The sequence below is a fragment of the Pelatocladus sp. BLCC-F211 genome (genome assembly GCF_041928655.1).
Classification (GTDB): Bacteria; Cyanobacteriota; Cyanobacteriia; order Cyanobacteriales; family Nostocaceae; genus Pelatocladus.
Genome location: NZ_JBHFLM010000057.1, coordinates 24,043 through 38,204, shown reverse-complemented (window position 1 = coordinate 38,204; position 14,162 = coordinate 24,043). Strand labels below are relative to the sequence as shown.

General features: G+C 40.8%; 8 protein-coding genes. 4 read left to right on the top strand and 4 right to left on the bottom strand.

The annotated features are described in order from the left end of the window. Window positions 1–171: 171 nt before the first annotated feature. The 4 genes from ACE1AT_RS06330 to ACE1AT_RS06315 all read right to left on the bottom strand — a co-directional run bounded on the left by ACE1AT_RS06330 (window position 172) and on the right by ACE1AT_RS06315 (window position 4,285). Entirely contained in the window at window positions 172–642 is a 471-nt protein-coding gene (locus ACE1AT_RS06330; RefSeq protein ID WP_374866576.1) for a DUF2141 domain-containing protein, read from the bottom strand. A gap of 79 nt (window positions 643–721) precedes the next feature. Beyond that, on the bottom strand, window positions 722–1,729 hold the full coding sequence (locus ACE1AT_RS06325; protein WP_374866432.1) for an NAD-dependent epimerase/dehydratase family protein: 1,008 nt from the start codon (window positions 1,727–1,729) through the stop codon (window positions 722–724). Window positions 1,730–1,798: 69 nt separating this feature from the next. Beyond that, the gene (devC, locus tag ACE1AT_RS06320; RefSeq protein ID WP_374866431.1) at window positions 1,799–2,977 is read right to left on the bottom strand and encodes an ABC transporter permease DevC; all 1,179 of its coding nucleotides are present in this window, start codon (window positions 2,975–2,977) and stop codon (window positions 1,799–1,801) included. A gap of 108 nt (window positions 2,978–3,085) precedes the next feature. Further along, window positions 3,086–4,285, bottom strand: a complete 1,200-nt coding sequence (locus tag ACE1AT_RS06315; RefSeq protein WP_374866430.1) for an ABC exporter membrane fusion protein — start codon at window positions 4,283–4,285, stop codon at window positions 3,086–3,088. Between the two features lie 858 nt (window positions 4,286–5,143). Here ACE1AT_RS06315 and ACE1AT_RS06310 point away from each other — a divergent pair. From ACE1AT_RS06310 to ACE1AT_RS06295, 4 genes are all read left to right on the top strand, one after another. Further along, window positions 5,144–6,493, top strand: coding sequence for a ParB/RepB/Spo0J family partition protein (locus ACE1AT_RS06310; protein WP_374866429.1), 1,350 nt, complete (start codon window positions 5,144–5,146; stop codon window positions 6,491–6,493). 802 nt (window positions 6,494–7,295) lie between these two features. Beyond that, window positions 7,296–7,574 carry a hypothetical protein gene (locus ACE1AT_RS06305; RefSeq protein WP_374866574.1) on the top strand — a complete coding sequence of 93 codons (279 nt, stop codon included), beginning with the start codon at window positions 7,296–7,298 and terminating at the stop codon, window positions 7,572–7,574. Between the two features lie 269 nt (window positions 7,575–7,843). Next, window positions 7,844–13,366, top strand: coding sequence for a beta-ketoacyl synthase N-terminal-like domain-containing protein (locus ACE1AT_RS06300; protein WP_374866428.1), 5,523 nt, complete (start codon window positions 7,844–7,846; stop codon window positions 13,364–13,366). A gap of 119 nt (window positions 13,367–13,485) precedes the next feature. After that, window positions 13,486–14,100: a hypothetical protein gene (locus ACE1AT_RS06295; RefSeq protein WP_374866427.1), complete on the top strand. Its 615-nt coding sequence runs from the start codon at window positions 13,486–13,488 to the stop codon at window positions 14,098–14,100. Window positions 14,101–14,162 lie beyond the last annotated feature (62 nt).

Sequence of the window (14,162 nt, the reverse complement as noted above, 5' to 3'; positions counted from 1 at the left end):
ATTCTTTCATTGGTGAGGAGTGTGAGGAGTGGGGGATGAGGAGAGAACGAGGAGAAGGGAGACAAGGGGAGCCACTGCGCCCTTGCGGGTCAAGAGCGTTGTAGCACGTGGCGTGGACAAGGGAGAAAAGAGAAAAGTAAAAGATAATAACTAGCAACTATCAACAAATTCTTATGGGTCTAATCCATATTTCATGTCAATGTTGATGATTGTATTTTTCTGCAATGGAAAACTTGCTTTATTGAATTTTGGTGTGCCAGTTATAACTGATACAGTTGGGTTATTAGAAACTCCAAAACCTTCTTGTGGAATGCCTAAAAAATCTTTATTGAGTTTATAATCTCCGTTTTGATCATCAACTACAGCAACTGCATATTTTCCTGGTTTTAAACCAAAAAATTCTTTGATTACAGAACTTCCTGTAATTTTAACACAGCCGCTTTTTACGCCACTAGTCTCACTCAGAGGAAATCCTTTTTCACTCGCATATACTTTCAGACAGATTTGACCTTTTTGGTGTTTGATACCATTTACTACTACAGTCAGTGTGGTTGTAGGTTCTGCTTGCACTGTGTTAGACAAACCAATACTTACCAAACTCGGAAGTAGAAATGTCAAAAGTTTAGAAGCTTTCGTTAACATTATTTTCACCATCACAAATATATAGTTCGTAATGAATGTTATTTGTAGAGACGTACCATGGTACGTCTCTACATTCCCCCTAACCATTAACAATTTTCTTGAGGTCTGTTTTTTTCACCCATTCCTGGGTTAAGCGCATTCCTTCTTCTAAGTTAACTTTGGGTTCATAGCTTAAACTTTTGCGTGCTTTTTCAATTGAATAAGCATAGGGACGAGTCATAAAATCTACGGCTTCTGGTAAGATATCAGCTTGTTTACGAAAGAGTTTTTGTCCCTGATAGCGTAGCTTGAGAAATAGTTTGAGTTCGTCTTTTGGTAGTGAAAAAGGTACTGGTAAACCTGCCATTTCTGCCAAGCAAGTAAAATATTCTTTCCAAGTAGTTTCTTGTCCGTCGGTGATGTTGAAGGTTTCGCCGTAGGTTTCTTTTTCTATTGCTAAAAATATAGCTGTAACTAGGTTATCAATATATACGTGATTGATGATTCCCATGCCATCGCCTGCATAGGCAAATAATTTTTGCCGCATCATGATTAATGGTCGGACTATCCAAGGAATACTACCTGGGCCATAAACATCACCTGCTCTCAGAATAATGATGCCAAAATCGGGTGAATTATTCAGTTCTAAAAGTGCTTTTTCAGCTTCGATTTTTGTCTGACAATAGGGATTATTATCTCCTGAAAGTGGCCCTTCCTCTGTGATGTGTTGAGGATAATTAAAGCCATAAACTAATCCACTGGAGATATAAATAAAGGTTTTTACACCAACACTTTTCGCTGCTTTAGCTATGTTGATAGTTCCATCAACATTTACTTTGCGAAATTCTTCTAGGGAACCACCTTCTTTGGCAATTTCGTCTGTGTGTACAACTATATCTACTCCCTGACAAGCTAATTCCGCAGTAGTAGAATCGGTGATATTGCCAATGATGACTTTTGTGCCTAGATTCTGTGCTTTTTTGGCTTTATCTGCGGAACTTTGCATTCCACAGACTTTCATCCCGTTGGCGATCGCTAATTGAGCAGTACGCAAACCGATAAATTCGCCAATTCCAGTGATGAGGATAGTTTTATTTTGCAAGTTCATATTTGGATACAAATTATTTGAGGAGTGTGAGGGATGAAAGACCAATTACCAATGACTAATGACCAATGACTAAAAAATATCTGCTGGGTCTGTGGAGCGCAGTTTATTGATAGCTAATGCCCCAGATGTCATACACATTAATATTGTGGAAATGAAAACAATTACTGCATTTTGAGTAGTCATCATGATGGGTAGTTTAGTTGCTTCCATAGCAAAATCATATATGAAGATAGATAGAAAAAACCCTGGGATATAACCTAAAACTGACAATATAAAAGCCTGTTGAAACACAACATTTAATAAGTAATTATTTTCATAACCTATGGCTTTTAATGTTGCATAAGCGACTAGTTGAGTGGAGATATTACTGTAAAGAATTTGATAAACAATTACCACACCAACCACTGAAGCCATTGAAAGCATGAGATTGAGTATGAAACCAATTGGTGTTCTTGTAGCCCAATATTCTTTCTCAAAATCAATAAACTCTTGGTGAGTAAAAAGTTTGACGTCGTTGGGTAAATTAGCTCGCAATTCTGCTATTACTTTTTGGGGATTAGCACCTGGTTGTAGTGAAATTACACCGACATCAATCATTTCTGAAGGACGACTATCAGGAAATATCCTTAAGAAAGTTGTGTCACTGACTATCAAGTTTCCATCCACACCAAAGGATGGCCCTAAACTAAATAAACCACCAACTCTAACTCTATAACCTCTTAAGGAATCAAAGGGAAAAATTTCTAGTATCTGTTCGGTATTTTCTTGAACAAATTTCTTGGCAACTGGTCCAAATTCTGGACGAGAATTGCGGTCAAAAAGTACGACATCAGGAATTTTGATTTTATCTATATTCTTCTCAACCTCCGGCATATTCATGATTGGTCTTCCTGGTTCAAAACCAATCACATAGATTGAATATTTCTCGCCATTTTCGGGGTTCTTAAATTTAGCAAATCCCAAATATATAGGGCTAACTGACTCTACACCATCAAACCCCAAAACTTGATACAATCTAGTCCGAAAGAAGCTTTGAATTGCAGTCAAAGATTTGTATTGAGCACTGACTAAAAATAAATCGCCTCGGAGATTGCGATGCACCTGGGTAGCACTAGAGTAAAGAGCATCTTGAAATCCAAGTTGCATAAACATCAAAATTACAATAAAACCAATGCCAGCTACAGCTACTAGAGAACGAATTTTGTTTCTGACTAGTTGCAACCATCCCAGAGGAATTTTAAAAACCATGATTTGGTAATTGGTAATTGGTAATTGGTAGTTAGTGGTTAGTAATTAGTTGTAAAAAACCAGCCTAGCTACTTTGTTTTGTGAGTGATTTAACTATGCTGGGAGTAGCTAAATTTTAATAGCCACATCTACTTGTAAGTTGGTTAAACCAGAGACTTGTTGACTATCTGCTGGGTTATCGAGGCGGATTTTGACTTGAATGACTCTGCGATCTGTATCTGCACCAGGGTTGACACTTAAGATATTTTGTCTGTCAACGAGTAAACCTATTTCGCTGACAGTTCCTTGTAATTTTTTGCCAGGAAAGGCGGTGCTAGTAATGATCGCTTTTTGACCTATACGTACTTTTTGAATATCTGTTTGGTAAACTTCTGCGATCGCGTACATTTGAGAAATTTTACCGATCTCTACAATACCGTTTGTGGCGACTACTTCTCCTGATTTGGCGTGAGTTTTCAAAACTTTACCACTGACTGGAGATTTTACGTAAGTTAATTCATGCTGGGCTTGTGCTTGTTTCACAGCAGACATCGCACTCTTGAGTTCGGCTTCTGCTAGGCGCACATCTGTTGGACGCACCTCTTTTATACTTCCTAGTTTGGCTTTAGATTCTCTGAGTTGTTCTTGGAGAGTATCAACAGAACGGGTAAGCGCTGCTTGACCTTCAGCTAGTTGCTGTTGCAAGGTCTTCAGTTGCAAAGCTTTGCTCTCTGCTGTAGATGCAGAAATCGCACCTTCTCTATATAGTTGTTGATAGCGGTTGTTTTCGGTTTCGGCATTTTGTACTTGGGCTTGGAGACTGGCGATCGCTGCTTGTTGGGTGGTGATTTCCCCTTGTAATTGCCATTCTATCTGAGCGATCGCTGCTTTCTGAGCATCAATATCGCCTGTTTTCGCCCCAGCTTTGACCTGTGCTAGTTTAGCTTGAGCCACTGTCACACTGTCTAAGGCTTGTTGTACAGCTACAAGAGTACGGGTGTATCCTTCCAGTAATGCTATTATTTGACCTGCTTTTACTTGCTCTCCTTCTTTCACTAAAAGCTTTTCTACTCGTACACCACTTAGTGAACTGGGAGCAGACAATTGAGTGATTTCACCATCAGGTACAATACGCCCTAAAGCAGTCACAGCAACTCTTGCAGGCGCAGCTTTCACAGGCTTTTGTGATTCGGTTTGAACTTGGGAGCGAAGCAGTAACAAACTGAAGAAAGACACTAAGCCGGTAGCAAAAGCTATGGAAACCGCCAAAAAAATTCCCCACCTAGTTAAAGGTTTTGCGAAGAACAAGCTTTTCTTGTCTGCTGTCATATTTTTGTTGGTTGATATTGATAGTAGGTTGTTGATAGTTGATTGTTGCTTGTTGATGGTTGGTGCTTGAAGTACCAAACAACAAACAACAAAAGACTAACAATGACTGCGAGAAATTACAGTTATCAGTTATCAGTTATCAGTTATCAAATTTAATTACTTACTGTTAACTGTTAACTGTTAACTGTTCACTGATTAATAGAAACCCTTAGCAATGACAAATGACAAATGACAAATGACGAATGACAAATAACGAATGATGACCCTCGCGCTTTTTGCTTTATTTGTGCCGACCTAGTTAAATGTAATTGATCGCACAATCAACAGTAGCGTTACACCAAAATTTTCTCAATTTTACTCTTGGTAGATATCTGGTAAAGTAGGCCCTGAACAATAACAATACTAATTTAGAAAACTTTTACGTCTAAAAAAATCTGAGTTCAAAACGAAGCGGCAATGATATGGGCATCAAAAACTCGCCTTCCAATATGGCAAAAAACTTTGATGTTGTCAAGCAGGGGATCGGAGATCGGGGATAAGGGAGCGGGGACAAGGGGAGCCACTGCGTTGTAGACGTGGCGTGGACAAGGGGGCAATTTTTCTGGCGTTGTCTTCCCACATTCCCCACACCTCATCGGGGAACTTTTTTAAGAGCATTGGCTTCAATAAGGCTGTAAGAGCAAGGTAGAAGCCCGCAAATTTCTCAGTGGAATCAATCCAAAATCGAATAACCGTAAAGCATTAAGACATCCTCATCAGAGTTTTCATAAAATTAATGTTTTTGATCGCACTGTTGAAATAAAATCGGGTTTATCGTCTTGCGGGTATTCTGACTGACGACTTAGAAAAACAGTAATTATGCCTAAGATATCTATAAACAAAATTAAAATTGGTGTGAATCGTCGTCCATTAAATGGCGAGAAAGTTAAGGATTTAAAAGAATCGATTCAAGCAAATGGTCTTTTAAACCCAATCACGGTAGATCAACATTACAACTTAATTGCTGGATTGCACCGTTTGACGGCTTGTCAGATGCTAGGTTTAGAAGAAATTGAGTGCAATGTTGTTAATTATGAAGATGCTGAACAATCTCGTCTAGCGGAAATAGACGAAAATTTGATCCGCAATGAGTTAGAACCTCTCGAACGTAATGAACTGTGGTTGGAACGAGAGCAAATTCTCCAACGGATGGGACTGAGAGCAAAAGCAGGAGATAACCAATATACCCTCAAAGGTAGTGCAACCATTTCACCACCAGCTAAAACTACCAGAGATATCGCAAAACAAACAGGTTTCTCTGAACGTACTTTGCAGCAAGGTTTACAAATTGCTAAGGCTATTCATCCGGATGTAAAACAGCTCATTAAAGAAACGCCATTAGCCAAAAGTACTACGGCTCAGTTAGAAATAGCCAGAACTGCTACTGCTGAACGTACCTTAGCAGAACAAGCTGAAGAAGCCGCACAACTAGCCAAAGCCAAGGGAGAACAACAAGAAGCCGAACGACAAGCCCAATTAGCAGCAGAATCACGAGCCAAGCAAAAGGAGTTACAATTATTAGCCTTTAAAAGTGCGATCGCCCAAAAACAAGCAAAGTCAGCTGTTAAAAAAGTGCCAAATCGTTTAGAACAGCCAGAACACAAAACAACCGTTATTCTCAAGGAACCGCAAGTAAAAGTTGGTGATGAATTAGTCCTGGGTAGGCATTTAGTTTATTGTGGTGATACCAGTAGTAAAGCTTTTAGACAACTATTACCATCGAATGCAGCTTTAGCGATCGCCACTCTATCGCCCACTTGGAAACATGATTATTTGGTTGATGAAGCAAGAATTGTTGCAGTCGTACGTTCCCAAGATCAAATTTATGAGTTTTGCAGCCAAACTCGGATGCCTTATCAGTATGAATTAATTATTAGTAACCTGTATATTGGCATTTTTTCTCATCAATCCATATCTAAGCCGCAAACACCAATTCATATTGAAGGTATAGAGGGAATAATTAATTACCTGATCAACTTTTATACAAGTCATCAAGATCAATTTGTCATTGCTCCATTTATGGGAAATGGTGAAATTTTGAGCGCTTGTGAAAGGATGGGGCGCATCTGTTTTCTCGGAGATCATAACCCAGAATTAGTCAGTCGCGAAATTATCCGTTGGGAAAAGTGGGCTGGGAAAAAAGCTAACATCAGTGTGGGGATGGGGTGATGGGGGAAGGGAGACAAGGGGGACAAAACAAGTCAAAAGTCAAAAGTCAAAATTAATAACTTGTTGCCCAATGCCCGATGCCCAATGACCAACGACCAATGACTAATGACCCTTGACCAACAAAAAAATGTAAATAAATATTGACTTTAATAACCTCTTAATATGTCTAGTTTATTTTTATTAAAAAATCAGCATCATTGATAGCTGAATCATGAGCTTGTCAGGAAAAATATACTGATGTTTACTGACTGCACATTTTTTTGATCACATTGTTAATTTAATTCCAAAATCAATCTTTATTGAGGCTATTTATTAATATAATTGCGAAAGAGATGCCTATTTATTCCCGAAGTATAGGCGTCTTCTACTTTTTACTTTGAGGCAATAGTAAGAAATGCTACTTTTTAATGATTGTTCAAATTTGTAATTATATTTTTTCTAAAATTGCCTCCTACGAACAATCCATTTAATGCTGGCTATGCTAATCTTGGTATTAATTGTCGTTCTTTTAGGCAACAAGGCTTATTAGTTAGTGAATGATTTATTGAGAGTACATAACTACGCACTAAGAAAGTCCATATGCCATCATTAATGATTGAGTAAGTGAACAGAATTAAACGTAAAATGCTCTCTCTTGAAATCCAATCAGGAAGCGGCTTTATCTTTCTACATTCTAGTTAGTTCAATTATTTTACTAATTGCTTATGAATTCAAATGAAAGGAGGTATTTTTCTGTAACGGATTTGTCAAATAAAGTTTGACAGAATTCATAGAATATATTATCTTGGAAGTCGAAACTGCTATGGCATTTATCAAGATTCAGAACGTTATTATTAACACCAGCTACATTGCCGCAGTTAAGCTAGATAATCAAACTGGCTCAGAAGTAAAAAGCGTTTCTGTTCTCTTAGTTACTCCTAAGTTTCCAATATTCCAGTGTGAAAGCATCTCTCCCAATATCCATAATTACGAATGGATAGAGTTTACGGGTCAGGCAGCTAACGCACTGCAAGACTACTTTACTAGTTACAACAACGTCATCGACTTATTACCGCAATCTCAGGAGTCGAGCGTTGTGTAATATTTTTGATCTAATTGCAACAGACACAAGCAAAATTATTTTCATCGAGTGAACCGATTTGAGATTGGCGATTTTAGAATTGATATTTCAAAAAATATTAATCAAAAATCAAAAATCAAAAATCAAAAATTGTCAGGGTGACATTTGCTATTGGGTGCTGATGTCAATACAAGTATTTAGCCCTTGTGCATAGGATAACTGCTGCATTAATTCGCTACAGAAACTGTAGCAGTTATATCATCCACATTACCAAAAATTAATCATCTTCTATGTCTGCTCATTCAATTGAGATTGCCTTAGCGCAATTGGAAGAACAGATAAACAATTGTGAAAAGGCAGTGGTGAGGTTTCTTGAGGTCAAAAAAAGGATGTCGGATAAGTCTATGGGAATCGAAAAAATAAACCGAAAATTGCAGCATAATCCTATCGCTATTATTGGTATGGCTTCTTTATTTCCCCAAGCAAAAAACTTGCGGGAATATTGGCAAAATATTGTTAATAAACTCGACTGTATAACCGACATTCCACCCACCCATTGGAGTGTGGAAGATTACTACGATCCAAACCCCAGAACACCAGAAGACAAAACCTATTGCAAAAGAGGCGGATTTCTCCCCCATGTTGATTTTAACCCAATGGATTTTGGGATTCCGCCAAATATTTTAGAAGTAACAGATGTCTCCCAACTGTTGAGCTTGCTAATTGCCAAACAGGCGATGGAAGATGCTGGTTATAGCGAAAACCGGGAATTTAGTCGCGAGAGTGTTGGTGTCATCTTAGGATCAGCAGCTCTCAAATTAGGGATTCCCTTGGCTGCGCGTCTGCAATATCCAATTTGGGAAAAAGCCCTCAAAAGTAGCGGCTTATCTGATGAAGATACCCAAAAAGTGATTGAAAAAATCAAAAGCGCTTACGTCAAGTGGGATGAAAACGCCTTCCCCGGAATGTTAGCGAACGTCATTTCTGGACGCATTGCTAACCGTTTGAATTTAGGCGGGATAAATTGCACAGTTGACGCTGCTTGTGCTAGTTCCTTCGCAGCCCTGAAAATGGCAGTTAGCGAGTTAGTCGAGCATCGTTGTGACATGATGCTGACTGGCGGCGTTGACACTGACAACTCGATCACAGCTTATATCAGTTTTAGCAAAACTCCGGCGGTGACTCCTAGCGGCGTCGTCAGACCCTTCGATACCCAGTCTGATGGCATGATGTTGGGTGAAGGTATCGGTATGGTTGTTCTCAAACGCTTAGAAGATGCGGTACGAGACAACGATAAAATCTATGCAGTCATCAAGGGTATCGGTACATCCAGCGATGGACGTTATAAAAGTATTTACGCCCCTCGCCAAGCCGGACAGGTACAAGCATTGCGTCGCGCCTACGAAGATGCAGGGTTTACGCCAGAAACTGTTTCCCTGATTGAAGCCCACGGTACAGGGACTATGGCGGGTGATCCAACCGAATTCGGGTCTTTACGAGAATTTTTCGGAGAAAATAGCTCCAAAAGACATCACATCGCCCTTGGTACAGTCAAATCCCAAATCGGACATACAAAAGCGGCGGCTGGTGCGGCGAGTTTGATCAAAACTGCTTTGGCACTCCACCACAAAATCCTCCCAGCCACAATTAATGTTACCGAACCCAACCCCAAACTCCAGATCAAGAATTCACCTTTCTATTTAAATACAGAGACAAGACCCTGGATTCGGTCAGAAGGGGAAGCACCAAGACGGGCGGGTGTCAGTTCCTTTGGCTTTGGTGGTACAAACTACCATGTCGTTCTGGAAGAATACGAAGGCGAACACAACCAAGCTTACCGCTTGCACACCGCGCCTAGTGAAGTAGTCCTGTTTGCTCAAACTCCGGCGGAGTTATTAAGCAGTTGTCAGGAAACCTTAGCTCAATTGCAGTCTGATGCGGGTAATAAACATTATCTAGAGTTGGTCGAAGCTTGCAAAACTAAAGAAATTCCCCAGGGTGCTGCTAGGGTTGGTTTTGTCGCTGAGAATAGTGCTGAGGCTTGCAAGTTACTACAAATAAGTATCGACTTGTTGAAAAACAAAGCAACTGCAACATCCTGGGAACATCCCCAAGGTGTTTACTACCGCGCCTCTGGTATGGAATTAGCCGGAAAAGTAGTAGCTTTATTTTCCGGTCAGGGTTCGCAATACTTGAATATGGGTCGGGAATTAGTCATGAATTTCCCGGAAATGCGGAATCTGTATGGCTACATGGATAGCTTGTTATGCAAAGATAACTTGCAGCCACTATCTGAGATAGTTTTTCCCCATCCCGTATTTGAAGAGACAGAAAAGAATGCCCAAATTGCAGCATTACAACGGACACAATATGCTCAACCTGCGATTGGGATGTTAAGTGCAGGGATGTATAAAATCCTGCAACAATCTGGATTTAAGGCAGATTTCGTTGCTGGACACAGTTTTGGTGAACTCACAGCATTGTGGGCGGCGGGAGTGTTGAGTGATGCAGATTACTGCTTACTCGTGAAAGCACGGGGACAAGCAATGGCAGCACCCCAAGATCCGAATTATGATACAGGAGCAATGCTGGCAGTAAAAGAAGACTTGAGTAAAGTAGAAGCCGTACTGAGGAATTATCCCCAGGTGGCGATCGCCAACTTTAATTCACCCCGCCAAGTCGTATTAGCAGGCCCCACCAACGCTATTACCCAAGTAAAGGATGCATTACACAAACAAGGATATGCAGCTGTTTCTTTACCAGTATCCGCAGCTTTCCACACACCGCTAATTGCTTTTGCTCAAAAATCCTTTGCGATCGCGATCAAAAACGTCAACTTCCAAATTCCCCAAATTCCTGTTTACACCAACGTCACAGGAAAAGAATATCCCAAAGAACCAGCAGTCATTCAAAAAACCCTCGAAACCCACCTCTCAAACTCCGTACTGTTCAAACAGGAAATCGAAAATATCTACGCTGCTGGGGGTTACTGCTTCGTAGAATTTGGGCCAAGAAACATTCTCACCAACTTAATCAAAGATATCTTAGGCGATCGCCCCCATATGGCGATCGCACTCAACCCCAGCGCCCAAAAGAACAGCGATCGTTCTGTGCGCGAAGCCGCCGTACAGTTGCGGGTTGCAGGGATGTCTCTGAAAAACCTCGACCCCTACCAACTACCACCAGTAATAGCCGAACCGCCGAAAAACAAAGGTTTGAACGTTAAATTATGCGGTAGTAACTACGTATCAGACAAAACGAAAATGGCATTTGAGCAAGCATTGCAGAACGGGAAAACAGTAAAATTGCAGCATAATTCTAATTCTGTTTCCACAAGTGCGATCGCATTGCCACAGACTAACAATACTAACGGTACTAACGGACACAGCAAACAACCCCAGTTGGTAGAAAACACTGTTCAGATGGTTAAAGGGGAAGTGGTAAAAAGCAACGGTAACGGTAATTCCCAACCCCTAATCCCTACCTCCCACACACCCCACACTTCCCCCACTCTCCCCATCTCCCAATCCCCCCAATCCCCGATTCCCGATCCCCGTTCCCCGATGCAACCAGAAATCCCAGATAAACTTGTAAATTACCAAAGAGTTTTAGAAAGCTTAGAGTACGTCCTGACACAGTTTCAACAAAATCAAAGCGAGAATTTACAAGTTCATTCCCACTACCTGAACCATCAGATGGAATATGCTAAGACATTTTTCCAACTGATGCAGCAGCAGAATTCCCTGCTTGCTAACGGTAAAAATTCACCAGATGCAGCCAAGCTGAAACCAAGCATCATCGAAAGCTTAGACCGTAGCATGATGCAGTTTCACGCCCAACAAGGTGAAACCCTACGCATTCATCAACAATATCTCAAAGATCAGGTAGAATACACCAAAAACTTCTTCCAACTGGTTCAGCAAGAATACTCCCAACTCATCACCGAGGATGGAACCACTCAACCAGTAATTTCTGCTCAGGTAAGTATACCTGCTAAAGTAGAGATTCCTGTTCCCCCTGTTGCCAAAATCCAAGAAAGTCAAACTCTTGCTGTTAAAGAAGACAGCCCAGTCCCAGCCAGTGTCAAGATATCAGAAAGCAAGCCCCAAGCTGTAACTGAGACTGTTATTCAAAACGGTACAACAAGTGTAAAACCAGAAACTACCCCACTTTCCTCCTCTCCCACTCCCAACACACCGACCATCAGCGCACCACCGCAACCAGTAATTACTCAACAGCCACTACCACCAGCAACATTAGTACCATCAGCACCAACCATTGATCTATCTGAGTTAGATCAAACCCTGCTAGCCATCACCAGTGAAAAAACTGGTTATCCCATCGAGATGTTAGAACTCGACATGGATATGGAAGCAGACTTGGGAATTGACTCGATAAAACGAGTAGAAATCATGGGTGCATTGCAAGAAAAATACCCCGACTTACCCAAGCCAAGTAATGTAGAAGAACTGGCGGAACTACGTACCATCGGTCAAATTGTCCAGTATCTACAATCGTTAGTTTTTACCCCCGCGTTGGTAGAGGAGAAGGGAGACAAAACAATTCAAAATTCAAAATTCAAAATTCAAAATTGGGAAGAGGAGGACAAGGAAGACATGGGGGACACGGGGAATATTTTTGATAATTTCTCCGCGTCTTCAGAAGTGTCTTCTATATCTGTACCTGAATTCAGCAACGACTCTACCGTTGTTCACGCAAGTGTTGCAGTCGCCGCCGAACCAATCATCACCGTTACCGAAACAGCCACTCCCGCAGCAGAAATTGACTTAAGTAACTTACCTGAAACCCTGTTAGCTATTACTAGCGAAAAAACAGGTTATCCAGTCGAGATGTTAGAACTTGACATGGATATGGAAGCAGATTTGGGAATTGACTCGATTAAACGGGTAGAAATTATGGGAGCGTTACAAGAAAAATATCCCGACCTACCGAAACCGAGTAATGTGGAAGAACTAGCAGAACTACGCACCATCGGTCAAATAGTTGAGTACCTCCAGAAACTAGCTGGGGCTGAAAAAAAAAAGCAGCAACATGAATCTGTTAACCAGCCAGATGAGTTAGTACCCAACGTCCAACGTCGTCCAGCCAAGCTGCAAATTCTCCCACCCCCCGACTTTTGGGAATCCCCCATACCAGAGGGACACATCGCCTTAATCACCGATGATGGTTCCCTCACCACTACCAAAGTTGCTGAGTTATTGAGTCAACGGGGATGGAAAGTAGTAGTCTTAAACTTACCTCCGTCCCTAGTTCCCGAAAAATCGCCCTTACCAGCAGGTGTGAATCGCGTTACCCTACAAGATTCTACTGAGGAACATCTACAACAACAACTAGCAGCGATCGCCACGCATTACGGTAACGTTGGCGCATTTATTCACATTCACCCCGTCTTCCAGACTACCCACAACAGTAAGATTGCTTATTTCCCAGCAGAAAAAGCGATTATTAAGCAAGTCTTCTTCATGGCGAAACACCTGAAAAAATCCCTCAACGCAGCAGCCTATCACGGACGCAGTTGTTTCTGTACAGTAGCACGTCTAGACGGGGCTTTTGGAGTTGAACACAAAGTTAACTTTGGGGCGATTGGTGCAGGTTTATTTGGATTAACCAAAACCATGATTTGGGAATGGCCAAAAGTATATTGTCGGGCAATAGACCTTAGTCCTGATCTTAGCGCCGAAACATCAGCACAACACATATTTGCTGAACTTCACGACCCCAATCGTTATCTTACCGAAGTAGCCTATGGTTCTCAAGGAAGAGTAACTTTAGTTAGCGTACTCGATAAATAAGACACGGGGAAGGAGAGACACGGAAGCGAGAGAGTTTCAGATTATTTCTCCGCGTTACCGTATCTCCCCCTCTCCACGTCTTCAAAATCTACTTCCACTTCCCATATGCGACAGAAAATATGTCCAAGCATCAAACAATTACTTTTCTTGGTCGCGTTATTGACCAAAAAAAACAAGCCCCGATTAGTAGAGCGAAAGTTTTACTAACATATGCAGGTAATTCAGTGATTACCTACACAGATTTGGAAGGGATATATCGATTAACAATTAACTTTAATAACAGCAATTCTTTGCAGGCACAATTATCTATTCAAGCCAATGGATACAAAAATTATAACTCTTCGATAAAACTATCTTCAAAGCAAAAAGACCTTGGTGATGTTAGACTAGTTGAGCCTAATTCTAATTTGAGTTCATCTTCTAATATTATATCTAGTTCTAGTTCCAGTTCTAACTCTAATTCTAGTAACAAATCAAGTTCAGATTCTAGTTCTAGTTCGTCTTCTAGTAATAAATTAAATACAAGTTCTAATTCACAATCTCAATCTCAAGAGAACAGTTTTGTTCCTTTACCAATAATCATAGCGATCATGATGGTGATATTTTTAATAATGGCGATCGCTTTCAAACCTTCTCCTCAAAAAAATCCCGTTAATAGGCGCAATACACTTAGTGTCTTAGTGCCTACCCTGCGGGAAGCCGCTGGCGCGTCTATGTGTTTCAATATTTTTTAACCACCAAGACACCAAGACACCAAGTATTTTCAACTTTATTTATTGAAATTATCTCTGCGGAA

Excerpts from the sequence above, each read along its gene's own strand:
- ACE1AT_RS06315 (WP_374866430.1), bottom strand. The coding sequence starts at position 4,285 with ATGACAGCAGACAAGAAAAGCTTGTTCTTCGCAAAACCTTTAACTAGG.
- ACE1AT_RS06295 (WP_374866427.1), top strand. The coding sequence starts at position 13,486 with ATGTCCAAGCATCAAACAATTACTTTTCTTGGTCGCGTTATTGACCAA.
- ACE1AT_RS06330 (WP_374866576.1), bottom strand. The coding sequence starts at position 642 with ATGTTAACGAAAGCTTCTAAACTTTTGACATTTCTACTTCCGAGTTTG.
- ACE1AT_RS06300 (WP_374866428.1), top strand. The coding sequence starts at position 7,844 with ATGTCTGCTCATTCAATTGAGATTGCCTTAGCGCAATTGGAAGAACAG.
- devC (WP_374866431.1), bottom strand. The coding sequence starts at position 2,977 with ATGGTTTTTAAAATTCCTCTGGGATGGTTGCAACTAGTCAGAAACAAA.
- ACE1AT_RS06305 (WP_374866574.1), top strand. The coding sequence starts at position 7,296 with ATGGCATTTATCAAGATTCAGAACGTTATTATTAACACCAGCTACATT.
- ACE1AT_RS06325 (WP_374866432.1), bottom strand. The coding sequence starts at position 1,729 with ATGAACTTGCAAAATAAAACTATCCTCATCACTGGAATTGGCGAATTT.
- ACE1AT_RS06310 (WP_374866429.1), top strand. The coding sequence starts at position 5,144 with ATGCCTAAGATATCTATAAACAAAATTAAAATTGGTGTGAATCGTCGT.